General features: G+C 39.7%; 22 protein-coding genes. 12 read left to right on the plus strand and 10 right to left on the minus strand.

The window, feature by feature from the left end; translation table 11 throughout:
• Positions 1-103 precede the first annotated feature (103 nt).
• Positions 104-769: a lipid-binding SYLF domain-containing protein gene (locus F3G88_RS06540; protein WP_149715686.1), complete on the plus strand. Its 666-nt coding sequence runs from the start codon at positions 104-106 to the stop codon at positions 767-769.
• A gap of 106 nt (positions 770-875) precedes the next feature.
• Here F3G88_RS06540 and F3G88_RS06545 read toward each other — a convergent pair whose 3' ends face one another.
• Positions 876-1,085 carry a hypothetical protein gene (locus F3G88_RS06545; protein ID WP_002942234.1) on the minus strand — a complete coding sequence of 70 codons (210 nt, stop codon included), beginning with the start codon at positions 1,083-1,085 and terminating at the stop codon, positions 876-878.
• Between the two features lie 150 nt (positions 1,086-1,235).
• On the opposite strand from F3G88_RS06545, the gene F3G88_RS06550 reads away from it, so the two are divergent.
• The 10 genes from F3G88_RS06550 to modD all read left to right on the plus strand — a co-directional run bounded on the left by F3G88_RS06550 (position 1,236) and on the right by modD (position 8,379).
• Positions 1,236-1,682: a Fur family transcriptional regulator gene (locus F3G88_RS06550; RefSeq protein ID WP_103574295.1), complete on the plus strand. Its 447-nt coding sequence runs from the start codon at positions 1,236-1,238 to the stop codon at positions 1,680-1,682.
• A 102-nt stretch (positions 1,683-1,784) separates the two neighbouring features.
• The gene (locus F3G88_RS06555; RefSeq protein ID WP_002942231.1) at positions 1,785-2,108 is read left to right on the plus strand and encodes an HMA2 domain-containing protein; all 324 of its coding nucleotides are present in this window, start codon (positions 1,785-1,787) and stop codon (positions 2,106-2,108) included.
• A complete protein-coding gene (locus tag F3G88_RS06560; protein WP_149715687.1) occupies positions 2,101-2,751 on the plus strand; it encodes a ferritin-like domain-containing protein in 651 nt (216 codons plus the stop codon). The genes F3G88_RS06555 and F3G88_RS06560 overlap by 8 nt, the downstream gene beginning before the upstream one ends.
• Before the next feature lie 31 nt (positions 2,752-2,782).
• Positions 2,783-3,094 (plus strand): hypothetical protein, encoded by a 312-nt coding sequence (locus F3G88_RS06565; RefSeq protein ID WP_223228741.1) that lies wholly within the window; start codon positions 2,783-2,785, stop codon positions 3,092-3,094.
• 9 nt (positions 3,095-3,103) lie between these two features.
• A complete protein-coding gene (locus F3G88_RS06570; protein ID WP_012001863.1) occupies positions 3,104-3,418 on the plus strand; it encodes a magnetosome protein MamC family protein in 315 nt (104 codons plus the stop codon).
• Complete coding sequence (locus F3G88_RS06575) at positions 3,418-3,738, plus strand: YtxH domain-containing protein (RefSeq protein WP_188117463.1); 321 nt, start codon at positions 3,418-3,420, stop codon at positions 3,736-3,738. The genes F3G88_RS06570 and F3G88_RS06575 overlap by 1 nt, the downstream gene beginning before the upstream one ends.
• Complete coding sequence (locus F3G88_RS06580; protein ID WP_411160865.1) at positions 3,707-5,797, plus strand: heavy metal translocating P-type ATPase; 2,091 nt, start codon at positions 3,707-3,709, stop codon at positions 5,795-5,797. Before F3G88_RS06575 ends, F3G88_RS06580 begins: the two co-directional genes overlap by 32 nt.
• A 14-nt stretch (positions 5,798-5,811) precedes the next feature.
• The gene (locus F3G88_RS06585) at positions 5,812-7,275 is read left to right on the plus strand and encodes an alanine/glycine:cation symporter family protein (RefSeq protein ID WP_149715688.1); all 1,464 of its coding nucleotides are present in this window, start codon (positions 5,812-5,814) and stop codon (positions 7,273-7,275) included.
• Positions 7,276-7,286: 11 nt separating this feature from the next.
• Positions 7,287-7,544 (plus strand): helicase, encoded by a 258-nt coding sequence (locus F3G88_RS06590; RefSeq protein WP_149715689.1) that lies wholly within the window; start codon positions 7,287-7,289, stop codon positions 7,542-7,544.
• A 1-nt stretch (position 7,545) separates the two neighbouring features.
• Positions 7,546-8,379: a ModD protein gene (gene modD, locus F3G88_RS06595; RefSeq protein ID WP_149715690.1), complete on the plus strand. Its 834-nt coding sequence runs from the start codon at positions 7,546-7,548 to the stop codon at positions 8,377-8,379.
• 816 nt (positions 8,380-9,195) lie between these two features.
• Here modD and F3G88_RS10855 read toward each other — a convergent pair.
• From F3G88_RS10855 to F3G88_RS06630, 7 genes are all read right to left on the minus strand, one after another.
• Positions 9,196-11,163: a methyl-accepting chemotaxis protein gene (locus F3G88_RS10855; RefSeq protein WP_149715691.1), complete on the minus strand. Its 1,968-nt coding sequence runs from the start codon at positions 11,161-11,163 to the stop codon at positions 9,196-9,198.
• A gap of 278 nt (positions 11,164-11,441) precedes the next feature.
• Positions 11,442-14,009, minus strand: a complete 2,568-nt coding sequence (locus tag F3G88_RS06605) for a molybdopterin-dependent oxidoreductase (protein ID WP_149715692.1) — start codon at positions 14,007-14,009, stop codon at positions 11,442-11,444.
• Positions 14,010-14,018: 9 nt separating this feature from the next.
• Positions 14,019-14,594, minus strand: a complete 576-nt coding sequence (locus F3G88_RS06610; RefSeq protein WP_002942837.1) for a cytochrome c — start codon at positions 14,592-14,594, stop codon at positions 14,019-14,021.
• Positions 14,595-14,694: 100 nt separating this feature from the next.
• Positions 14,695-15,117: an EamA family transporter gene (locus F3G88_RS06615; RefSeq protein ID WP_149715693.1), complete on the minus strand. Its 423-nt coding sequence runs from the start codon at positions 15,115-15,117 to the stop codon at positions 14,695-14,697.
• A gap of 51 nt (positions 15,118-15,168) precedes the next feature.
• Entirely contained in the window at positions 15,169-16,092 is a 924-nt protein-coding gene (locus tag F3G88_RS06620) for a Dyp-type peroxidase (RefSeq protein WP_149715694.1), read from the minus strand.
• A 23-nt stretch (positions 16,093-16,115) separates the two neighbouring features.
• Positions 16,116-16,811, minus strand: a complete 696-nt coding sequence (locus F3G88_RS06625) for a DUF4230 domain-containing protein (RefSeq protein WP_103596562.1) — start codon at positions 16,809-16,811, stop codon at positions 16,116-16,118.
• A 57-nt stretch (positions 16,812-16,868) separates the two neighbouring features.
• Entirely contained in the window at positions 16,869-17,702 is an 834-nt protein-coding gene (locus F3G88_RS06630) for an MBL fold metallo-hydrolase (protein ID WP_149715695.1), read from the minus strand.
• Between the two features lie 300 nt (positions 17,703-18,002).
• Here F3G88_RS06630 and F3G88_RS06635 point away from each other — a divergent pair, with 300 nt between their 5' ends.
• On the plus strand, positions 18,003-21,194 hold the full coding sequence (locus F3G88_RS06635) for a S8 family peptidase (RefSeq protein ID WP_149715696.1): 3,192 nt from the start codon (positions 18,003-18,005) through the stop codon (positions 21,192-21,194).
• Between the two features lie 42 nt (positions 21,195-21,236).
• Here F3G88_RS06635 and ilvA read toward each other — a convergent pair whose 3' ends face one another.
• The gene (gene ilvA, locus F3G88_RS06640; protein ID WP_009293964.1) at positions 21,237-22,448 is read right to left on the minus strand and encodes a threonine ammonia-lyase; all 1,212 of its coding nucleotides are present in this window, start codon (positions 22,446-22,448) and stop codon (positions 21,237-21,239) included.
• A 14-nt stretch (positions 22,449-22,462) separates the two neighbouring features.
• Positions 22,463-23,572 (minus strand): tRNA (uridine(54)-C5)-methyltransferase TrmA, encoded by a 1,110-nt coding sequence (gene trmA, locus F3G88_RS06645; RefSeq protein WP_149715697.1) that lies wholly within the window; start codon positions 23,570-23,572, stop codon positions 22,463-22,465.
• Position 23,573 lies beyond the last annotated feature (1 nt).

Here is a 23,573-nt window from a genome sequence, read left to right on the forward strand (position 1 = left end):
AATGGGCATTTTATAATGAAATCTCATAAAAGTTCATTAATAAATTTTTAAATAATAGTTTATTTTAGGCTATAATAACGAAAATTTTAAATAAGGATATTTGATGAAAAAAATTCTAACTTTGCTCTTTTTGATCGACTCATTTTTTGCGTTAAATTTAAACGCTGATGTGATTCAAAACCAAAAATTAAAAAATGCGATAAACATTTTAAACGCTTTTGGCACTAGAAATTTAAAACCAAATACCAAATTTACAGGCATCAAAGCCATCGCTATCATCCCAGACGTAACAAAAGCAGGTGCTATCATCACTGGCTCAAAAGGCAAAGGGATATTTATCGCTAAAAACGACAATGGCGAGTGGTCAAGCCCATTTTTTGTAAATTACACATCTGGCAGCATCGGCCTTCAGCTAGGATATAGCTCGGCTGATATGATCATTTTGTTTAAAAACTCGGAAGCCTACGCAAGCTTGTTTAACGCAAAAGATACAATCAGTCTAAAAGCAGAAGCAACTGGTGGCGTTGGCAACGAAGTGGCTATAGCTAGTGATTTGCCTGAAATTTCAGCATTTGTCGAGGAGCGTGGCAAGACAAGTGGAGCTTTTGTTGGCGTTAGCCTAGATGTGGCAAGACTTAAGATAAATGCGCAAGATACAAACGACTACTACGAGAGAATGTATGACTTTGAAGATATCTACAACAACAGCCCAAAAGCTAGCAAATACACAATCAAATTTAAAGAGATAATCTCAAAATACTTCTTATAATAACCTCATATCTTGGCTCTTATAGAAGAGTCAAGCTCTTTTTTACATTTTAAAGATTTTAGAAATTTAGTTTATAAATTTAGCAAGATTATGGCTTAGCCTTTTGCTAAACCATAAATAGTGATACAAAGCGTTTTTTAGGGATTGGAGAAAATTGAGTCATATATTCAAACGCCTCTTCGTAGTCGCCGTCTGTATATTGCGCGACTTGCTCGATAAGCTCGTAAAGCTCTTCGTCATCCATCGAGTCAAAGCTGCCTCTATTTTCCAAAACCTCTAACAAAACGGCGTCTAATTCTAGCTCGTCGTAAGTCATTTCGTTCCTTAATTCTGATTTAAAAAATGCGAAACTATACCAAAAGAAGCTTATAAAATACTTTACTTAGAATTTGTAATAAATTTTATGCATTTTTTAGTAGAAAAGTTGTAAAATCTTTACATTCATTATCAATTTGATAGGGATTTTGTGGAAGACTTTGAACTATTTTACAAGCATTTTAACGAGTTTTTAAAAGCTTTTGGTCAAAAAGGCTCTGAGATAAAAGAGCAAATTTTGCGTGTGCTTTTTGCAAGCAAGTCACATCTAAATGCTCAAGAAATTTGTCAAAAAATTTATGAAACTTACAAAAATGAAATTTCAATGACTTCTATATATACCTTTTTAAATTTTCTTGAAGAGCACCATCTGGCAAATAGTTTTGAGCAAAATGGTGTTAAAAATTACGAGTTAAATTTAAAATCCTCTCACGATCATCTGATCTGCGAAAATTGCGGAAAGGTGGTTGATTTTGAAGATGAGATGATAGAGCAAAGGCAGGAGCAAATTTGTATCCAAAGTTCATTTAGCGCAGAGTCTCACAAGATGATACTTTATGGAATTTGTAGCGATTGCCAAGCAAAAAATGGGGTTTAAATTTATCATTTCATTTTGCTTTTTGATAATGAAAGACAAAAAAATTTCAGATTGATTTAAGTTACAGATTAGATAATACGCAGACAAAATAAAAGGATGAAAATGGATATAAAAACACAAACTTTAGCACAAGTTGCAAGCTATTTTTCGATGATAGCTCACACAAATGGCAGACTAAGAGTAAGGGTTAGCCCAAAGATCAAAGAGCTAAGTAGTAGCGTAAATTTAGCTAGTTTAGATGATATGATCGCTCAGATAAATGGCATAAAAAATGTTAAATTTAACAAGATAATCGGCTCTGTAACGATCGAATACGACCATGAAATTTTCCCTAAAAATCTCTGGGAGGATCTCTTAAAAGGGCAAAATTTAGAAGAAATTTCAGCTAAAGTAAATGAAGTAGCAAGAGAAGTAAAATATGCTTAATGAGCTTTTAAACGCCTCTTATACGAGCGAAAAAAACGCACTTAGGCTATATGAAGGTCTAGCTTCATTTGGCGAAGTATTTGATCAAATCGCAAGCGTGAGAAAAAATGCTATCGTCTTGATAGAAAAATTTGCAAGTGCGCATGAGTATGAGCTTGTTTGCGAAAATGAAGCTATTTTTTTGCCAGCAAAAAATAAAGAAGATGCGCTAATAGAGGCACTAAACTATGAAAATGAGCTAAACAAAATGTATGAAAAATTTTGTGAAAGCTTAGATGATGAGGAGTTAAAAGATCTATTTTTTAGACTTTGGGCTACTTCAAATAACGAATACATAGCCTCTTTAAAGCACTGCTTAAAAGAAATTTATAGTGGAGCTGGAGCAAAAAATGAGCTAAATTTAAATGAAATTTCACAAAATTTTGAGCAAAATGGCATAACAAATATTTTAGAAAGCTATCAAAATGACTTTAATGAGATAACTAAAAGCTTGCAAAATATCGCAAGTGGTAAGGCTGATAAAAGCGAGTTGGCAAAGATCACAAACAACCCAAATTTCTCGTTTTTTAGCGGGCTTGCGCTTGGGGCATTAGGCATTTCAGTAGTTAGCAAAAATTTAAATAAGGATGGAGAAGATGAATAATTTACAAAATCAAACAAAGAAAGGATTTAAAATGGCATTACCATTTTTAGCAGGTTTAGCAGTAGGCGGTTTAGCAGTAGTTGCTTGGAGTAAAAGAGATAAGATCAAAGAGTGCGCAAAAGACGGCTTAGACAAAGGCAAAGAGGCTGCAAAAGATCTTTATAAAAAAGGCAAAAATGTCGCAAAAGATGCAAAAGACTTTATGGTAAAAGAAGAGAAAAAAGCAAAACGTGGCGCTAAAAAAGTAGAAAAAGAGGTTGAAAAAGTGGTTAAAAAAACAAGAAAACCACGCGCTAAAAAGCCAGCAGCTCCAAAAGCTATCACACCAAACGATATAGCTTAAGGATAGAGAATGCAAGAAAATAATCTTTTTACGCTTTCAAACACAAGGCTTCCGTTTGATCACTTCATCAGCGGAGCCTTAATCGCTGGCATGGGTGCGGCTGCACTTGGCTTTAACGACTATCTAAACAACAGAGCAACTAAAAAAGATGTCGCTAAGAAGATAGTAAAATACGCTGTAACTGGCGGTTTTGTAGGTGCTGTTGGCATTCACGCTTCAAATTTGATAGCGCAAAAAAAATATCTAAACGCAGCAGCTTTCACAGCAGCTGGCATCGGCGGTCTTTTGATAGCTGAAGAACTAATAAAATTGGAGAGTAAATAATGAATAACCCTTACATCAATGAAGAAAACGCAAACGAAGTAGCAGCAAATAACACAGCAGCAACTCAGCCAAGTGCAGTTGATAATGCGATAAACAATGCAGCAAAAGATCTGCCATTTGTACCTGAAAATTTTAACGCAGCTGGCTTTGTAAAAGGCCTACTTTTAGGCGGCATAGCAGCTTATGTGCTAACTAATCCAAAAGCACAAGAGTGCGTATTTAAAGCGATCATCAGAGGTGGCGAGCTAATAAACGCTGGTATAGAAGAACTAAAAGAGCGTTTTGAAGATGTCAAAGCTGAACTTGACTCACAAAAATAAGGTCACTCTAGCTCATAAGAGCAAAAACAGAGCGAGGTTTATTTGCGAGAGCCTAAACGCTAGAAGCGATGTCAGCGCTATCGAGGCTGCGATCTCAGAGCGAACCGATGCAAGAAGCGTGCGTGTAAATAAATACGCAAAAAGCATCGTCGTCGAGTTTGATAAGAGCTATGAGAAAATTTTAGATTTTATAAAGAGCTATGATTTTCCAACCAAGCCAAAAGATGAGAGCCTGCCTAGCAAAGCAAATATCTACAAAGCTGCTGCTGCACTTGGCGTAACGCCGTTTATGAGTAACAAAACTCTAAAATCAGCCGTAACTCTTTACGCAACAGCTCCAAATTTAATAGAAGGTGCAAAAGAGCTAAGGTACGATGGCATCACCTCAAAAGTGCTTGAGGCAACTGCTATTGGCACTAGCCTTGCAATGGGCGATCATTTGGCTGCAAATAGCACAAATTTGATGATAAATATCGGCGAATACATGGAAGAAAGTGCTAGCCACAGAAGTGATGATCTAATAAAAGAGCTAGCCAAACCAAACATCGAAGAGGTATGGGTCGAGCGAAATTTAAACAGTGAAAAGACGCTTGAAAAGGTAAAAACCGAAAATTTAAAAAAGGGCGACATCGTAGTCGTGGGAGCTGGCGAGACGATAGGCGTTGATGGCTACATCGTCGAGGGTAATGCTGATGTCAATCAAGTCTCAATGACTGGAGAAGCCGAGCCTGTGGCAAAAGCTAGAGGCGACCGCGTCATAAGCGGCACTGTTGTCGATGAGGGCAGGATCAAAATTTGGGCTGAAAACGTAGGTAACGACACCGCAACCGCAAGGATCAAAAAGTACATCCAAAGCTCGCTCAATGAAAAGTCAGCTATCGGCGTAAAAGCTCTAAAACTAGCTGATAAACTTGTGCCAGTCACGCTCTCTCTTGCTGGGCTTTCGTATGTTATAAATAAAAATATGAACAGCGTTGCAAGCGTGCTTCAAGCTGACTACTCTTGCGCGCTTAAGCTTGCTACGCCAGTTGCGTTTAAGTCAAGCATCTCGAAAGCCGGCAGAAACGGCATCCTCATAAAAGGTGCAAAGGCGATCGAGGCTCTAAGCTCGGTTGATACCTTTGTCTTTGACAAAACCGGCACTCTAACTCATGGACGCCTAAGCGTGGTTGAAATTTACTCTTTTAAAGATGGATTTTCAGAGGCTGATATCTTAAATTTAACAGCAAGTGCCGAGGAGCACTACTTCCACCCAGTAGCTGAAGCGATAGTTGAGGCTGCAAACAAGCGTGGATTTAGCCACATTCACCACGACGAGGTCGAATTTATCGTGGCTCACGGTGTAAAAACAGCGATGCACGGCAAAGAGGTGGTCATCGGCAGTAGGCACTTCTTAGAAGATGATGAGATGATAAGTTTTAAAGCTCACGAAACGCTCATAAACAAGGCTTTGCAAAGCGGTCTAACCTTGCTTTACGTGGGATACGACAAAGAGCTTGTTGGCGTCATAGCCATGAAAGATGATATGAGAGCAAACGCTAAAGATATGGTGGAAAAACTGCGAAGTCTTGGCGTCAAAGAGGTCGTCATGCTAAGTGGCGACATCAAGAGTAAGGCTGAAGAGGTAGCGCGCGAGCTAGGGCTTGATAGAGTATATGCTGAGTGCTTACCAACGGACAAAGCAGCGATCATCGAAGAGCTAAAAAATGAAGGCAAAAAGGTCGCCTTTGTCGGAGATGGCATAAATGACGCGCCAAGTCTAACAAAAGCAAATGTTGGCATAAGCATGCACAAAGGTGCAGATATTGCTAAAGCAACGGCTGATATAAGCCTTTTAAAAGATGACATTATGAGCGTGGCGCTTGCAAAAGAGCTCGCAAATAAGACGATGAAGCTAATAAGCTCAAATTTCCGCTCAACCGTTGGCGTAAATACAGCCATACTAAGTGCCGCAACGCTTGGCATGCTAAATCCAATAGCAACTGCTATGCTTCACAATGGCACGACGATCTGGCTTTTACTCAACTCAATGAAGGGCGTGAAGATCAAGTCAAAATAAATTTGAAAGGATAGATGGTGTTTGAGAATTTCTTAAACTTTTTAAACGGCAAAATGGATGTAGCCAACGACTTTTTATATGGATATTTTTTGGTTATCATCCTTGTAGCTTCAGGAATTTACTTTAGCTACCTTACCCGTTTTGTGCAGTTTAGGATGTTCTTTGAAGCTTGCAGAGTTCTGGTAGAGAAAAAGGATAAGTACAACAAGCACCATCTAACGCCGTTTCAAGCGCTGATGATCTCGACTGCTTCACGTGTCGGCATCGGCAACATCGCTGGAATTTCAGCTGCCATCGTCGCAGGTGGTCCAGGGGCACTTTTTTGGATGTGTTTGATGGCGTTTTTAGGCTCAGCTTCAGCCTTTATCGAGAGCACTTTGGCTCAAATTTATAAAACTAAAGATGTCTTTGGCTTTAAAGGCGGACCGGCTTATTACATCAAAAACGGGCTTGGCATAAAGTGGCTTGGCTCTTTGTTTGCCATCATTCTTATCATCACCTATGCTTATGGTTTTAATGGGCTTCAAAGCTACACCATGACCTCTGCTTTTGAAATTTATTACGACAAGGCTGGCAGCAACGTGAGCTTTGCACAAAGCGGCTTGCCTATTGGTATCGGCCTTATTTTAACAGCATTTACGGCTGTGATGTTTTTTAGCAAGAGCCACATCATCGGCAAAGTTAGCTCATACATCGTGCCTTTCATGGCGCTTACTTACATCTTGCTAGCTTTCATCGCGATCGTTTTAAATTTCAAAGAAATTCCAGCCGTCATCAAAATGATCATAGAAAGCGCTTTTGATTTTAAAGCGATATTTGGCGGATTTGCTGGAAGCGTGATCGTAATAGGCATAAAAAGAGGACTTTTCTCAAACGAGGCCGGCATGGGCTCAGCCCCAAATGCAGCGGCTGCGGCGCACACAAGCCACCCAGTCAAACAAGGCCTAGTTCAGGCTATGGCGGTCTTTATCGATATGACGATATGTATCGCTTCTGGTATGATCGTGCTATTTTCGCAGGCCTACCTCACAAAGCAAACTGGCTCAAGCGGCGAGCTACTAACGGCGCTCCCACTCGTTCAAGCAGCGATGAAAGAGTATTTTGGCGACTTTGGGCTACACTTTACGACCCTTGCAGTAGTGCTATTTGCCATCACTTCACTCATCGGCAACTATTACTACGCGCAAGCAAATATGAAATTTCTAACAAAAAGCAAAAATTTAACGCTAGCATTTAAGATCACAGCAGTGATTATGATATTTATAGGCGCTCAAATGAACTTAAAGCTCGCTTGGAATATCGCTGATATCACGATGGCAGCCATGGCTACGATAAATATCATCGCCATTTTCTTATTATCAAAAGTGGTGATAATAGCAGTTAAAGACTACGAAGCTCAAAGAAAAGCCGGACTAAATCCAGAGTTTGACCCAGAGAGCCTTGGCATCAAAAACACAAGCTGCTGGAAGAGAGATTAACGGAGGAAAATTTGAAAAACGATATAAAAATAAGCGGTCAATTACTTGACATAAACACCCACAGAAAGATAGCGAAGGTCGGCATGAGCGTCACTTTGGCATCTGTTTGCCTAAGCGCACTTTTTATGAAAAATAGTTCTGTTAAAAAATTCCACGTAGTTTCTGGCATCGCATTTACATGCTTTGCGCTTTACCACGCTGGACTTTACGATAACGGCATCTTTAAAAAGATGATCGTAAAAGCAAAAACCGCTTCAAAAAAGGCGTAACATGAGACTAAGCGACGCTGAAATTTTAGACTACATCAATGAGGACCTACCCTACTTTGACCTCACAACGTCGCTTCAAAGTATCGATAAAAAAGCCTCGCTTGAAATTTACTCGCGTGATGAAATTTGCGTTAGCTGCGTAGATGTGGCAGCAAGCATAGCAAGGCTACTTGGCTGCGAGAGCGAAATTTTTGTCAAAAACTCTCAAATTTGCAGGGCTGGCGATGTTATCATAAAAATTTATGGTAGCTACGAAGATGTGCATAAGGCTTGGAAACTAGCCCAAGTCGCGCTAGAATACGCTAGCGCCATCGCAACATACACAAACAAAATGGTAAAAGCTGCAAAAAGCGTCAATGAAAAATGCGAAGTCTTAGCAACCAGAAAGAGCTTCCCATTTGCAAAGAAATTTTGCGTAAAAGCCGTGCTTGAAGGTGGTGGTGGCATGCATAGACTGGGGCTTAGTGATAGCGTTCTTTTCTTTAAAAACCACATAAAAGCTTATGCTAGTTTTGATGAATTTATCTCGCATTTGTCAGAATTTAAAGCCAAAATGGTCGAGCGAAAGATCTGCGTTGAGGCTGAAATTTTAGAAGAAGCAAGCAAGCTTTTAAAGGCAAAATGCGACGTCGTGCAGTGTGACAAATTTAGCCCAGAGCTTATCAAAAAAGTGCTAGCTTTAAGAGATGAAATTTCGCCAAATACCATGATCCTAGCAGCTGGCGGTGTAAATTTAGCAAATGCAAAAGAATTTGCGGCTGCCGACGCCATCGTCACTTCAGCCATGTACTCAAAAGGCGTTGCTGACATCAGCGCAAGACTTGAAATTTTGTAAAATTTTACATATAAAAATACATATAATTTATATATAAAATAATAAATATCTCTAAAATTTTAAAATTTATGAGCGTGTATATCACATCACCAAATTTAAACTTGCTAGAGTTTTAAATCGCATGCAGTGCTTCAGCACCATTGCATGCCACTTCTAACGTCGTCGGGGTTAGGGGATTGTTAAGGGGGAAGGGAGCGACTTCGTAATTCAAGCCTCTTCCCCCTTAACAAAGAAGCAAAACTTTAAATTTCCAAAAATCTTTTTTTCAAATTTTAAAATTCCATTCACTCGCAAGAATTGACTACTAAAATTTGGCTTCGCTTATCGCTTAGCTCAAATTTTAGAGCCGAAATTATTTGTTTATGAAAATTTAAAATTTGCTTGAGTTTTTAATCGCATGCAGTGCGCCAGCACTATCGCATGCCACCTCTAACGTGCGAGGGGTTTAGGGGATTTAAAGGGGGATAAGGGGACGGCTTCGTAATTCAAGTTCCTTTGTCCCCCTTTTGGATAAAAGAGTTTATAAATTTAATAAAGCTTTTTTGCAAATTTTAAAACTTTACTCACTCGCCTTAGCAACTTACTAAATTTAGGGCTCATAGCCATTCGCCACTAAATTTAGAAGCGTGATATGCTCGTTCATAAATTTTAAAATTTGGTAGATATTTTTGTAAGTTGAATTTAGATTTTATAAACGACGCCAAAGATTAAATTTAAAAAGATAATTTATCAACACCCAACCCAGCTTAAACCAGGTTGGAGTTTATTAAATTCAGTAGTTTGCATTAAACAAATTTAAGTTTGTTTATTAAGAAGCTAAAACCTCTTCTTCCTAACATCCTCAACTATAGCTTTAGCCATCTCATCTACTTCTGATGTGACTTCGTTTGCTTGGTTTGCAATCACCACATTTTCTTTTGTTAGGTGATCTATTTGAGCAACTGATTGATTTATCATGTTTATGCCTTCGCTTTGCTCTTTTATTGATTCACTCATCTCATTTATTGATTGAGCTAATACATTTGTATTTGCTTCTATCTCACCAAGTGATTTTTGAGTTCTTTCAGCTAGTTTTCTAACTTCATCAGCAACAACGGCAAATCCTCTACCATGCTCTCCTGCTCTAGCTGCTTCTATTGCAGCATTAAGTGCTAGAAGGTTTGTTTGATCTGCTATATCTCTAATGATAGTTATGATGTTTTTAATTTCATCACTTTGTCTTATAACATCAGCTGTCTTTTGAGAGATGGCATTCATTGAGCTAGACATTTGCTCAACTGCAGCTGCACTTTCTTGTAAGCTATTTGCTTGAGTGTTTGCTGAGCTTGCTACTTTTGATACTGAGCTAGCTAGAAGTTTAGCTTTTTCTTCTAGTACTTGAGCTTGGTTTAGATTGTCATTTAGCATTTTAGATATTTCTATGCCTAGTGAGTTTATACCACTTGCTATCTTACCATCATCATCAAGTCTTTTTGTAAAGTCTTGGTTTTTATAAGTGTTTAGTAGATCAAGTACATCTTTACCATTACTTGATATTGCATTTTTAAGAGCAAGTTGTAGATCTTTAAATGTGCTTTTTAGTTGATTTAGAGCTGGGTTGTTTGTATCAGCTTCTAAGCTTGCTTCATAGTTGCCATCTTTTATCTCATTTACGAAGGTGTTGGCTTTTTGGATGAAGGTATTCTCTTTTTCTTTAGCTGTTTGTATCTTTTGGATGTTGTCGTTTATGAGAGAAGACATAACGCAAATTTCATCCTTGCCCTTTAGCTCCACAAGCTGCGCTGAGCTTTTTTCGTTGTTTAGATATAAGAAAAACTCACTTAATCCATTTTTAACACTATCGATACCTGAGATGATATTTTTACCAACAACAAGCGAGATAAAGACAAGTGCTACGATAAAACAGGCGAGCATGATAGCCATAAATAACACAAGGTTGCTGGCCTCGTCTTTGTCGTGTATGGCTAGCTCTTTCATATCATTTAGCAAGTAAAGCTCGTAGTTTCTGAGGCTATCGATCAAATTTGTGATAGTTTTAAACCAGCTAGCCGCCTCGATCTTTCTGGCTGTCTCATCTGGAGTGGCGATAGCATCTTTGATGATCTCATCTATTTGCTTAAATTCATTGCTTTGCAAGATATCTTTTTGCAGGCTGTCTGCGTATTTGCCGCTATTAAATTTGACATAGTCGTTTAAAAGCTTTTTGATGTTTGCGTCGTGCGAGATCAAATTTACATATGTGTTTTTGTCGATCTCATCTTTGATAAAGGCGACGTTCATTATCGCTCTTGTGATGCCGTAGTACTCTTTGATCTTTGAAATACTAAAAATCCTAGCCACATCATCTTTTATAGCTGGCTCAGCGTCTTTTGAGAGAGAATTTAAAAAGACAAGCGTGTTTTCTATCATACCGCTATATTCGCCAAGGAGGTTAAATTTCTCTTTTTTATCGACCTTTGCCCTTATGCCACTAAGTACTCTTAACACCTCATCTTTGTTTGAAAGCTCTTTCACGATCCCATCGACCTTAGCTCTTTGCTCTTTTAAATTTTTCTCAGAGTCTTTGCCGTTTGCTATGAAAGCTGCGCTATAACCACGCTCTTTTTGAAGCTCATGGATAAATTCGCCCTGCTTTATGATATCTTCGCTCATTGAAAGGTTTGAAATAGCTTCACTTCTGCTGTTTAAAACGCCTTTTAAGATGTAAACACTAGTCACGCTTAGACAAAGCAAACTCACAAAAACGATGAGTAATATTTTAGATTTTATACTTAGATTATTCATTTTATTTTTCTATCCCTCGATCAAAAACCACTATCCAGTGGCATTTTTTGGTATTTTGGGGCGGATTGTATAATTTTTATTATTAAATAAAACTTGAAACCAGAAATTACCTTTAAGCAATATTTAATAAATTTTGGCTTGCAAATGCCGTATTTTAGGGATTTTATCTAATTATTAATTACAAATAAATAATAAAAATTAATCAAAATTATTTAATTTGTTTCATAAATTTGTCAAATTTTATATAAAAAGCAGGAGATCACTCCCCTGCTTTGAGATTATTTAGAAAATTTTAGCTCAGAAAACGCTGTAAGTTTTGGTGCTTCATCGCCTTGATATTTTCTGATATTTACAAGAGCTGTGTGGCTGATGTTGCCATTTGCTAGCTTACTTGTTGGGATATCTATGGTTAGCACATTTGCAGAGCCGTTTTTGCAGATGCCACTGTCAAAGCCGTCATACCAAGCGCCCTCAGCTAGTTTTACGACGCCCTCTTTGATGTTTTTAGTCACATAGGCACCTGCTAGCACCTCGCCACGAGCGTTAAATACACACACCAAATCGCCTGTTTTTACGCCAAGCTCTTTTGCGTCATTTTCGTTTATCCACACTGGTTCGCGATTAGCGATAGCATACTTCTCACGAAGTGAAGTTTGGCTTAGCTGTGAGTGCAAGCGGTCAGTTGGGTGAGAGCTTATCATGTGGTATTTTGCTGGTTTATCTTTCATGCCTAGCCATTCGATCGGCTCAAACCAAGTTGGGTGCGCTTTGCAGTCGTCATAGCCCATTTTCTCGATCGTATCTGAGTAAATTTCGATAAGACCGCTAGGCGTTCCAAGAGCGTTTAGCACAGGATCTTCTCTAAATTCGCCAAGTCTTACCCAACTATCACTATCTTGAGATGAGGCAAATGTGACTGGTTTGTTTTCATTCCAAAACTCTTCAAATGGCTTCATATCGCTTGCAAGCTCTGGCACAGCCTTGACCTGAGCGTAGGCTGCGTCATAGTACTCTTTGATCCAGTCAAACTCATCTTTGCCGTTATCTGTATAGGCAACGACTAAATTTTTAGCATAAGCCTTGCAAAGATCAGTGAAAATTTGATAGTCATCTTTTGCTTCGCGGTATTTTTCAACGACTTGTTTCATTGGTACGATGTTCATGTTTGAATAATCACCTGTCATCGTGATGTCGTTTCTCTCATACTCTGTGGTGACTGGAAAGACGATATCAGCCATCTTTGCTGTAGGTGTCCAGTAGGCTTCGTGAACGACTACTGTTCTTGGCTTTCTCCACGCTTTCAAATTTGTATTAGTATCTTGGTGATGCACAAGCGGGTTGCCGCCGACCCAGTAGATAAAGTCGATGTCTGGGTAGGTGATCTTTTTGCCGTCATGATCTATCACTTTGCCAGGGTGAAGCAACGCATCAGCGATACGAGCTACTGGGAAAGCGTAGTCAGTTGCTTTTTGTAGCCAGCTTTGACCTGTTCCCGCTACTGCGGCTGCTTTTGCGACGAAGCGACCGCGTTTGTCAAATTCGCCCGTATCAGTGCCGATAAACTCGCCTTTATCGTTAAATTTACCCACACTTGCGCTATTTACGCCGCCGATGACTGCACCCTTGCATGTTGGTGCGCCGCCGTTTGAGTAGTGGTAGCTTAAGCCAAATCCCCCGCCAGGTAGGCCTATCTGACCGATCATAGCTGCAAGTGTCACCATCGCCCAGTGTGGCTGCTCGCCGTGATGAGCGCGCTGCATGCCCCAGCCACTCATTAGCATTGTGCGGTTGCTTACAAATGTATCAGCTAGCTCTTTTAAAGTATCTTTGTCGATGCCACAAATTTTGCTCGCCCACTCTAAATTTTTAGGAGTGTTGTCTGTCTTGCCAAGTAGATATGGGAGGAATTTATCAAAGCCATAAGTGTAGTTTTCGATAAATTCTTTATCGTATTTGCCACTTTCATATAGGTAGTGCATCATGCCTAGCATCATCGCTGTGTCGGTGTTTGGCACTGGAGCGATCCACTGAGCTTTATCGAAGTATTGTGCTGTTTCAGATCTGATAGGATCGATCACGATCACTTTGATATCTTTTTTATTTTTTAGCTCTTCAAAGTATTTAAAGCCCTGCTCATCAGTCGCTGTCCAAGCTATGCGAAGTGTCGCAAGTGGGTTTGCGCCCCAGATGACTACGACTTTTGAATTTTCAAGCACCACTGGCCAGCTAGTTTGCTGCTCATAGACCTCGATACTACCTACAACGTGAGGCATGATGATCTGGCTAGCACCTGTTGAGTAGTCGCCAAGTGAGCCAACAAAACCGCCACTAAGGTTCATAAATCTATGAAGTAAAATTCTTGAGTTATGCACATTGCCGCTTGATTTCCAGCCGTAGCTACCTGCAAAAACGCTTTGTAAGCCCTTTTGCGCTCTTGTTTTTTTAAGCTCTTTAGCAACTAGCTTGATCGCGTCCTCATAAGGCACCTCGACCCACTCATCTATGCCACGAAGCTCTGGTTTTGGGCTATCTGGATTTTCAAGGTAGCTCTTTCTTACCATTGTGTGTTTGATACGACTTTTATAGATCATATCTGGTGTGTAGTGCTGAAGTGGGTTGTAAATTTCACTTGTCTTTTGGATAGGCTCTGACTTTACAGCGATGCCGTTTTTAGTTGTCACTTTTAGCATGCCCCAGTGAGCAGCTGTAAGAGTTTCGCCATTTTTTACAACGCCCTTTTTAACCTCATCAGCAAACAAATTTGAAGCTGTTACACCTGAAAGCAAAGGTGTAGCTGCAAGTGCTGTTGCACCTTTTTTTAGAAAATCTCGTCTATTCTCGTTCATTTTTTCTCCTTATTTGCCTAAATTTACGTCAGATGAGTGTTTTTGTAGGTACTCTATAACTAGCCACTCGTCTTTTTTTTCTATTGCGGTTCTGCCGATCATTGATTTTAGAAGTGACGGCCACTGGTTTGCGTTAAAGTGCGTAGTTTGAGGCAACGCATGGCAAACACCACAGCTCTCTTTATACATCTTATCAGCTTTTGCAAACATCGCATTTACATCAGTGCTAAAGCCATCTTTTTGAACAAAAACTGTTGTTTCTACCTCGTTCCATTTTCCGTTTTTGCCCTCTTTTATCACTTTGATATCAAAAGGTGCAGTTTTAGCAAATGCTACTGAGATGATCCTCGCGCCATCAGCAAAATAAACTACGTTGCTAACGGCTGGGTTTTGATAGCCTTTTACTTTGATCTGCGCTCTGTCGCCACTTGTTTGCAAAATTTCAACTGCGTTGGTTGGTAGCAGCCTGCCTATGCTTTTAGCTGAGTTTGCGTCAGCATATACGTCCTTTACGACATCTGTGTAGTTCATACCTGCACCAAATGCAGCACAAGCCACGATGGCTGAAAGAATGATTTTTTTCATATTTCTCCCCTTTAAAAATGAATTTCTCTAAATTTTAGGAGCTTTTTGATTAATTACAAATTAAAATTAAAAATATATTTTAAGAATAATGCAGAAAATTTTATTTAAAAATGAGTAAAAATACGCCAGACACGATAAGACAAATGGCTAAAATTTCTTTTAAATTTAGCCTCTCACCAAGAAAGACAACAGCCAAAATGATAGCCAGCACAACGCTAAATTTATCAACCAGTGCCACTTGATAGACCTTGCCCGCTTGCATCGCTTTAAAATACATAAGCCAAGATAGCCCAGTAGCCATGCCACTTAGTATGAGAAAGAGCCAGTTTTTAGGGCTTAGTGAGCTTAGTGGCTGCCATTTTTTAGCCACGCTTAGAAGTAAAATAAGCATAAAAACGACAATGACCGTTCTTATAAATGTCGCAAAATCGCTGTCGATGTCCTTTACGCCAAGTTTTGCAAAGATCGCAGTAAGCGCAGCAAATATAGCCGAAAGAGCTGCGTAGATAAACCACTCTGGCATCTTTATCCTCTTAAATTTAAAGGGGCAAATTTGCTTCGCCCCAAGCTAAATTTATCCCTCGTAATCACCAAGCATATCAAGCGTAGGAGCAAAAAATAGCGCACCAGTCACTGGCGTGCTAAAGTCAAGCAGCCTATCTGAGTTGCCTTTTGGCTCGCCGATAAACATCTTTTTAAGCATAAGCTCAACCGTTGAAAACGTGCTCGCATAAGCGATGAAGTAAGTGCCGGTTTTGCTACCTTCAGTAAATGGCATATTGCCACGCACGACCTTTTTATCGTCGCCGACATTTGCAGCAGCTGAGTGTGAATTCGTAGGTTTTACGCTCTCGTCCATCTCGATGTCATACTCTTTTGAGCGGCCTATAACCTTTTCTTGCTCGCTCACGCTTGTGGCGTTCCACTCTTTCATTTTGTGGAAGTATTTTTGAACAAAAACGTAGCTACCACCTTTAAATTTAGCATCCTCTTTGCCGACTTTTGCAAAAAGATCTCTATCTTCGCCATCAGGGTTTTCAGTGCCATCGACAAAGCCGATGATCGCCCTGCCGTCGTGATACTTAAAGCCTTGAGTCTCATCTGTAAGCTCTGCAAATTTAAACAAAACTTCTTTGATATTTTGCGCCATGTCAAAGCAGTCAGCCGCATTTAGCGCGCGGATGTGGATGTGGATATCGCCTTTTGTGCTAACGGCTTCGTGCTTGTCGCCTTTTATCGCTTTAAAATTTACAAGCTCTTTTGGCAATTCTTTTGAAATTTCAAGCTTCTTCCAAGCATCATGTCCCACGCCAAGGACGCAGTTTACATTTTCATTTGCACCAAATCTAACTTTAGCAGTCTTGTTTAAATTTACAATCAAAACACAAAGCTTAGCAAAGCCCTCTTTACATGCCTTTTTGTCGCCCTTTAAAACCCATGTTTGAAAGACTGTGTTATTGCCTGGTGCTTGTGTGACCTCTTGTGAATTTACACTCATTTTTTCTCCTTTAAATTTTGTTTTTATGCGATATTTTCTAAATTTAATTGCTCGTTGATCTGCTCGTCACTATCGTCAAAGACAAACTCAACCTTGTTTGCGCCAAAGCTCTTAGCTATCGCCTCAAGCGTGTCACGAGCTGATTTATGAATTTTACTTTGAAGCTGCGAGATAAGGCGAACGCTCATCTTTTTGACTTCGTTTCTAGCCTCTTCTATTAGCCTATTTTTATCTTCTTCTGTAAATGTGCTACCAAAAAAGCCATTTAGCGAGTCAGGCAGCAAAAATGGTATAAATTTGCCATTTTTTTCATCGTAAAATTTCATATCTGCGATTGAAAATTTATACTTACATGGAGGCATTTTTATCTTGTAGCTAGAGTTTGCGATCTGCATGATCTCAAGTCTAGGACTAGTTAGATCGTAGATGAAATTTATCTCAAACTCAAATATCATCGAAAGCTTCTTCTCGCTTACTAGCCACCTTAGATACTCTTTGCCAAAATTTCCAAACGCATGATCTGTCTTTGTGACGATCTCTTTGCTATAGACCTGAAAGACAGATAACTCTCCGATGCTTTTAAGCTGCGAAATTTCAGTGCTGACTGAGACATTTTCGCTACCATCTTTTGCCTTTTTTAGCGCCTTGTTTGACCTATAAAATGCAAATGCCAAAATAGCTAGCAAGATAGCTAATATCAAATTTGCGTATTCGCTCATATTTTCTCCTTTAAAGCCCGCATTTTATCCTAAATTTGTAAAGCAAAAGAAATTTACTCACTCAGGCAAGGTGATGGGGCTATTGTAAGGCATGTGAGCGCCTACTATCTTTGTAGTCTCGTCCTCCAAGCCATCAAGCACCTTTTCTCTCGTTTTGGCAGCTTGGGCTGGATCTATATCATAAGTGATAGATATGCTCGGCTCGACCTCTTGCACTGCTAGGACGTGAAGAAGGTCAGCTATAAAGATGATCTTGTCGTTATCTGACTCAAAGCTTATCATGTTGTGCCCTGGAGTGTGGCCGTAGGCTGGGATAGCTCTGATCTTTAGTGCCCCGTCAAATAGCGGCTTTTTATGGTCAAAAAAGCTCTTATCATCCTTGTAAAGCGATAAAATTTCTTTTGTCCTCTCGTCTTTGCCCTTCATCCAGTAGTCCCACTCCTTTTCATCTATAAAAAGCTTGGCGTTTTTAAATGTCTTTTTGCCGCCATCTATGAGCCCACCTATGTGATCAGGATGAGCGTGCGTAATGATGACGTAGGTTAGATCCTCTGGCTTTATATTGCCAAAAGTTTGCAGATCATACTTTAAAATTTCCAAGCTATCTTCATAGCCGCTATCTATGAGCGCTGTGTAGTCCTCGCACTTTGCAAACATTACGTTGTGTTTGTTTGGTAAATTTTTAGTATTTGCCACAAGCTCTTTTTGCGCCTCATCTTTGGCTATTAGCTTATCTACTGGCGCATCAGTCGTCTTTAGTGAAAATACATAAAGCTTGCATCCGCCCATAGCTCCTATCCATACTTGATCGTTTTGCTTGCTAACCACCTCATCATCGGCACAAAAAGCTAAAGTGCAAAACAACGCAAGGCTCAATAAACTCTTTTTCATATCTCATCCTTGAATAAATTTGCGAAATTTTAGTCCTGTAAATTTAATGAAAAATAATAATCCTTTAAAAAAATATATAAATAATAGTTTTAAAAATGGAGATAAAAAAAATTATATTTAAATAACTAATTTTAGATTAAGTCTTTTATAAAAATATCTTACTAAATGTAAAAATAGCGTAAATGACGTATATTTTCGTAAATTTAGCCTACGATTTTTCATTAAATTATTATTATTTTAATTAATAATTTATTTTAAGAATTTTAGAATTGGTTTAAAATTTTATGTAAAGGACGAGATATGAAAAGATCCGTTTCAAGCAAAAAGTGCATCCTTTTAAGCGTTGCTTGCTGCACTCTTTTGCTTGCTAATCAACTAAGTGCCAGTGAGCAAAACAGGGGCAAATTTGGCGATATAAAAAGCTGGCAAAGCGATGAATACAAAGCTGACTGGGGTTTAGTGAGTATGAACGCAGCCGTTGCGTATGCTCTTGGAGCAACTGGCAAAGGAGTAACGCTTGGTGTGATGGACTCTGGAGTGCTACTTAGCCATCCAGAATTTAGTGATGGCAGGGTAAGTGCGCTAAAAGTCTCTGGTAGCTACTATAAAGATGGTCAAAGATACCCTGATACTGAGTATGGCAACTCACCTCTTCTTAAAAAAGGTAGCGGAGATAAAAATAAAAAAGACTTTGGTGACTTTAAAAAAGATGAGGAATTTAGCATAGATGGTGACTGGATAGCTGGAGTAAATGACTCTCACGGCACTCACGTAGCTGGCAGCATAGCTGCTTCAAGAGATGGCGTTGGCATGCACGGCGTAGCATTTGACTCAAGGCTTATAATGGGCAATACTGGCGGCACTGACGGTATGACATATGGTCCAAATCAAGACTACAACTTCTTTTTAAAATCCTACGAGGGACTAGCAAAGAGTGGAGCTAGAGCGATAAATAACAGCTGGGGTTCAAACCGCAAATTTTACAAAGCCTATGAAGGTGCTACTGGATATGATGGTGGCAACAACCTAGATATAAAAGATCTTGATGCTGCCTATAAAAGCTACTATCCATTTGTAGTAAATGGCAAAAATTTCTTAGATGCAGCCTATGAGGTCGCTACAAGATATGGCGTCATCCAAATTTTTACTGCTGGTAATAGAGACGGGATGAAAGAGTCATATACAAGAGCGATGCTCCCATACTTTAGACCTGATGCTGAGAAGTACTGGCTAAATGTCACTGGTCAGCTAGAGGGCGACACGCAGCGCTACAACACACCTGGTCACTCAAAATGGTGGAGCGTGGCAGCACCTGCAAAGCCTATATACTCAACCGTCGTTGATCTAAAAACTGGCAAAGCAGACTACGGCACAAAAGGCGGCACATCAATGGCAGCTCCACACGTCACTGGCGCGCTTGGTGTCATCATGCAAAGATATCCATATATGAATAACGCTCAGATAAGAGAGGTACTACTAACTACTGCAAGGCAGATTCATGATGATTTCAAAGAGCCAGCTGATACAAGAAAAATTTCAGGCTTTACCGCTGCGCTTGGAGTGCCTGATGAGCGCTGGGGCTGGGGCGTAGTGGATCTATATAAGGCGATGTTTGGACCAGGTCAGCTTCTAGGAGTGTTTGATGTAAATTTGAATAGTGATGATATCTACTCAAATAATATAAGCGATGTGGCTATCAAATTTAGAAAAACAGAAGATGATGCAGAGGCTAAAATCTGGACCGAGTGCAAGGCTGAGCTAGAGAAAATAGCAAATTTAACACCAGAGCAAAAAGCCGAACTTGAGATAGGTAACGCTAGAGAAAGAGCAAGAGAGCTAAGGGCAAGTGAGGGCTACGAAGGTACTCTTATAAAAAGAGGTCAAGGCACACTAAGCCTAGCAGGAGATAACTCTTACACTGGCAAGACCATAATAAAAGGCGGCAAGATCACAGCTCTTAATCAATCTCTAAAATCAAGCGACGTGATAGTAGAAAATGGCGGCGCACTAGAAATTGTAAGAGAAATGAGCGTGCCAAAGGTTAGTAGAAATAAATTTACCTTGCAACTATCTTTAGGAGAAGTGACCAAAAAAAGCTCAAATGACGTAGTAAAAGCCACTATCAAATCAGGCGGTAGCTACATCGTCTCAAACGGCGCTTCAAATTTGGATCTAAACTTTGAAAAAAGCTCATTTATAAACATAAGTGAGCCAAGCTTAGAGGTCATGCAAAGGCTCTATAACGACAGCACAAAATCAAAGACATTTACAGCAACTGGAAATTTCAAAGGCTATGATGATACCCTTTCAAAAGAGTATGCATTTTTTGATCTTGGCAAAAACTATAGTGATGACAAGCTAGAGCTTACTCTTAAAAAATCAAAAAATACAATGACAAGCATCGCAGCTAATGACAACCAAAAGAAAGTTGCACAGCTCATAGAAAGCACAGCAAGTCAGCCAGCGCTACTTCCTTCGCCATTTAGAAGCAGGCCAGCAGTTATCACAAGCGATCTTTATAGACACTTCATCTACACTACACCAAAAGAGGCAAAACAAACTCTAAAAACATTTGCAAATGAGGCAAATTTAGCTCAGCACAATGCATTTTTACTAGAAAGCATCATGCTTAAAAATGCAGTTATCAACCACGAATCTGACCCATTTGGCATAAGAGCAAGCGACTCAAATGGTATGAAATTTTGGTCAAATACCATGTTTGACGCTATGAAATTTAATGACATAAAAGCAAACTCTATGACACAACTTTTTGGATTTGACGGCAGTGTAAATGACGCATTTGTACTTGGCGGTGTTTTTGGTGCTAGCACAGAAAAAATAAAAGAAGACGGCGATGATGCCTATAAGGCAAAAGGCAAAAGCATCGGCATATACGGCAAAAGTGAGATCGCTAGCACGAAACTAGACCTTGGAGTACTATACACGGATGCTAAGCGCAAAACTCAAAATGGTGCAACAATCGCAAGCTTTTACTCAAACGATCATATAAAAAGCAAAGAAAAAGCGCTTAATGCTTATGCAAATTTAGCCCTAACTAGCTTTAATACAGAAAATTTCTCACTAAATCCTTATGTGGGTGCAAGCTATCTACGCATGAAAACTGATAGCACAAGCCAAAATGTAGGAATTTTCAAAATGGATGTTGATGAAAAAACTAGAAATTTAGGCATTTTTAGCCTTGGTCTAAACCCTAGCGTACCATTTACTCTAGGTAGCACCAAGATGAAATTTGAAGCTGATCTAGCATACAACAGACTAGTTGGCGATACAAAACCAACTATCGGCGTAAATGTCGCAAATGCTGGATATCTAGAGCTAGAGGGCAAAGAGGTTAAAAACCTTGGCACAGCTAGCCTTGGCATAAAAGCAAATGTCTATAAAAATGTAAATTTAGGCCTTTCTTACACTGGAGCTTTTGCTAAAGATGTAAGATCAAACAGCGTAAATGCTAAATTTGAGATATTGTTTTAGTTAGAAATGCTCGCTACTTTAAAAGGTAGCGAGCTTTTGAATTTAGAAGAGTTGAGTGAAAGAAAAGCCGTTTTTATTAAGCGTATCTTTGATCTTTTCTTGATGCTCAAGACCCTTTGTCTCAAGCGTGATCGTGATGCTAGCATCGCCGTAGTCAAGCTTAGTAGAGAAGCGGTCGTAGTCGATCTTAACGATGTTTGCATTTGCTGATTTTAGGCTATCAGTTAGGCTCATGAGCGCTCCTGGCTTATCCACAAGCGTGATTTGCAAGGTCATCTTGCGGTGTGACTTGATAAGACCCTTTTCGATGATGATAGAAAGCACCTGCACATCGATATTTCCACCACTTAGAACCACGCCTATCTTTGCGCCTTTTTTAAATTTGATCTTATCATGCATAAGTGCTGCCACACCAGCTGCGCCAGCTCCCTCAACCACGATCTTTTGCGTCTCTAGCAAGAACAAAATCGCAGTTGCGATCTCCTCATCATCGACCTGCACAAACTCATCCACGCACTCAACGATATTTTTAAGCGTTATCTCGCTCGCATCACGCACAGCGATGCCATCAGCTATAGTGCGAACTGACTTTGAGTTTATGCTCTTTTTAGCGCCGTAGCTATTAAACATAGCTGGAGCGCCCTTTGCGCCGACACAAACGACCTTGGTTTTTGGATTGACTTGTTTTATACAGCTTGCCACACCGCTAGCTAAACCGCCGCCGCCAACTGGCACTACAACCATATCAAGGTCGCTTATCTCATCAAGCATCTCAAGACCCACAGTGCCCTGCCCTGCCATGACGTACTCATCGTTAAATGGATGAACAAAGGTCATATCTTTTTCTTTGGCGTAATTTACTGCAAATTCATACGCCTCATCAAAGTTATCACCTTTTAAGATCACTTCAGCACCAAGATCCTTTGTGCCAGCTACCTTTAGAAGCGGGGTTGATTCTGGCATTACGATGCAAGCATGCACGCCAAATTCTTTTGCGCTTATCGCCACACCTTGAGCGTGATTGCCAGCGCTTGCAGCCACGACGCCACGTTTTCGCTCCTCCTCACTTAGGCTAGCTATTTTATTGTACGCGCCCCTTATCTTATATGCGCCAGTTCGCTGTAAATTTTCTTCTTTCAAATAGACATTTGCGCCCAAAATTTTGCTAAGTTTTGCACTTAGCGCAAACGGTGTTTTATTTACAAAGTGACCGATCGTTATCTTTGCTTGGATTATTTTGTTTAATGAAACCATTTTCAACTTTCCTTTTAAAATTTATCTTTTGCCTCTAGTAGCACGCCACACTCGATGTGATGAGTGTTGGCAAACTGATCAAAGAGCGCGAATTTTATCACTTTATGGCTTTTAGTAAGCTCATTTAAATTTTCTTTTAGCGTCTCTGGATTGCACGAGATGTAGATGATGTTTTTGAAATTTCTAATGAAATTTACGACACTTTCACTTAGTCCAGCGCGTGGCGGATCGACAAGGACGTGTGAGAAGTTAAAATCGCTTAATTTTATATCTTTTAGCCTGTTAAATTCCCTAACACCAGCAAATGCGCCCATCAGCTCATCAGCATCCATTCGTAAAAATTTGATATTTTCTGCTCCATTTAGCTCGCAGTTTTTAAGAGCATTTGCGATCGAGCTTTTTGAAATTTCAGTGGCAAGGACATTTTTAAATTTAAACGAAAGTGGGATAGTAAAATTTCCATGTCCGCAGTAAAGCTCCAGCAGGTCAGCACCAGCCTGCACGCACTCTTTTGCCCAAGCTATCATCTTCTCATTTACCGCCTTATTTGGCTGTATAAAGGCATTTTCGCTTAGGCTAAATTTATAAATTTGCCCATCAACATTTAGCTCATCAAATAAATTTAGCTCGTCACTTAGCAGCTTTTGGCCGCGAGATCTAGCTAAGATCATAACATCAAGCTTGCTAGCTAGAATTTTCATCGCCGCCTCAAACTCACCATCAAGCTTTTTATGATAAAGAAGCGTGACTAAAGTGCCACTTTTACAGGCGATAAACTCCACTCCAAAGAGCTTTGTGCGTGAAATTTCATCATTTTGTAAATTTTCAAGTAGCCTTGGCATTAGATGTGAAATTTGCTCGCAAACCTTTGGGCACTCATCTATAAAGACCCTTTTGCCCTTCTCGCTTGCGTGCATCGTGTAGCTAAGCTTGCTGCCCTCGTGCCAGATACCAAACTCAGCCCTCGTGCGGTAGTGTTTTGGGCTTGAGCTAAAAACATCAAATTTGCCATCATAAAATGGGGAGAAATTTTGCTTAATAAGATCAGTTTTAAATGAAATTTGCTCACTATAAGGGGTAAAAAGAGTGCATGATCCGCACTCTTTTAGGTATTTGCAGTCCAAA

Source organism: Campylobacter concisus (assembly GCF_902460675.1).
In the GTDB taxonomy this organism is placed as follows: domain Bacteria; phylum Campylobacterota; class Campylobacteria; order Campylobacterales; family Campylobacteraceae; genus Campylobacter_A; species Campylobacter_A concisus_AJ.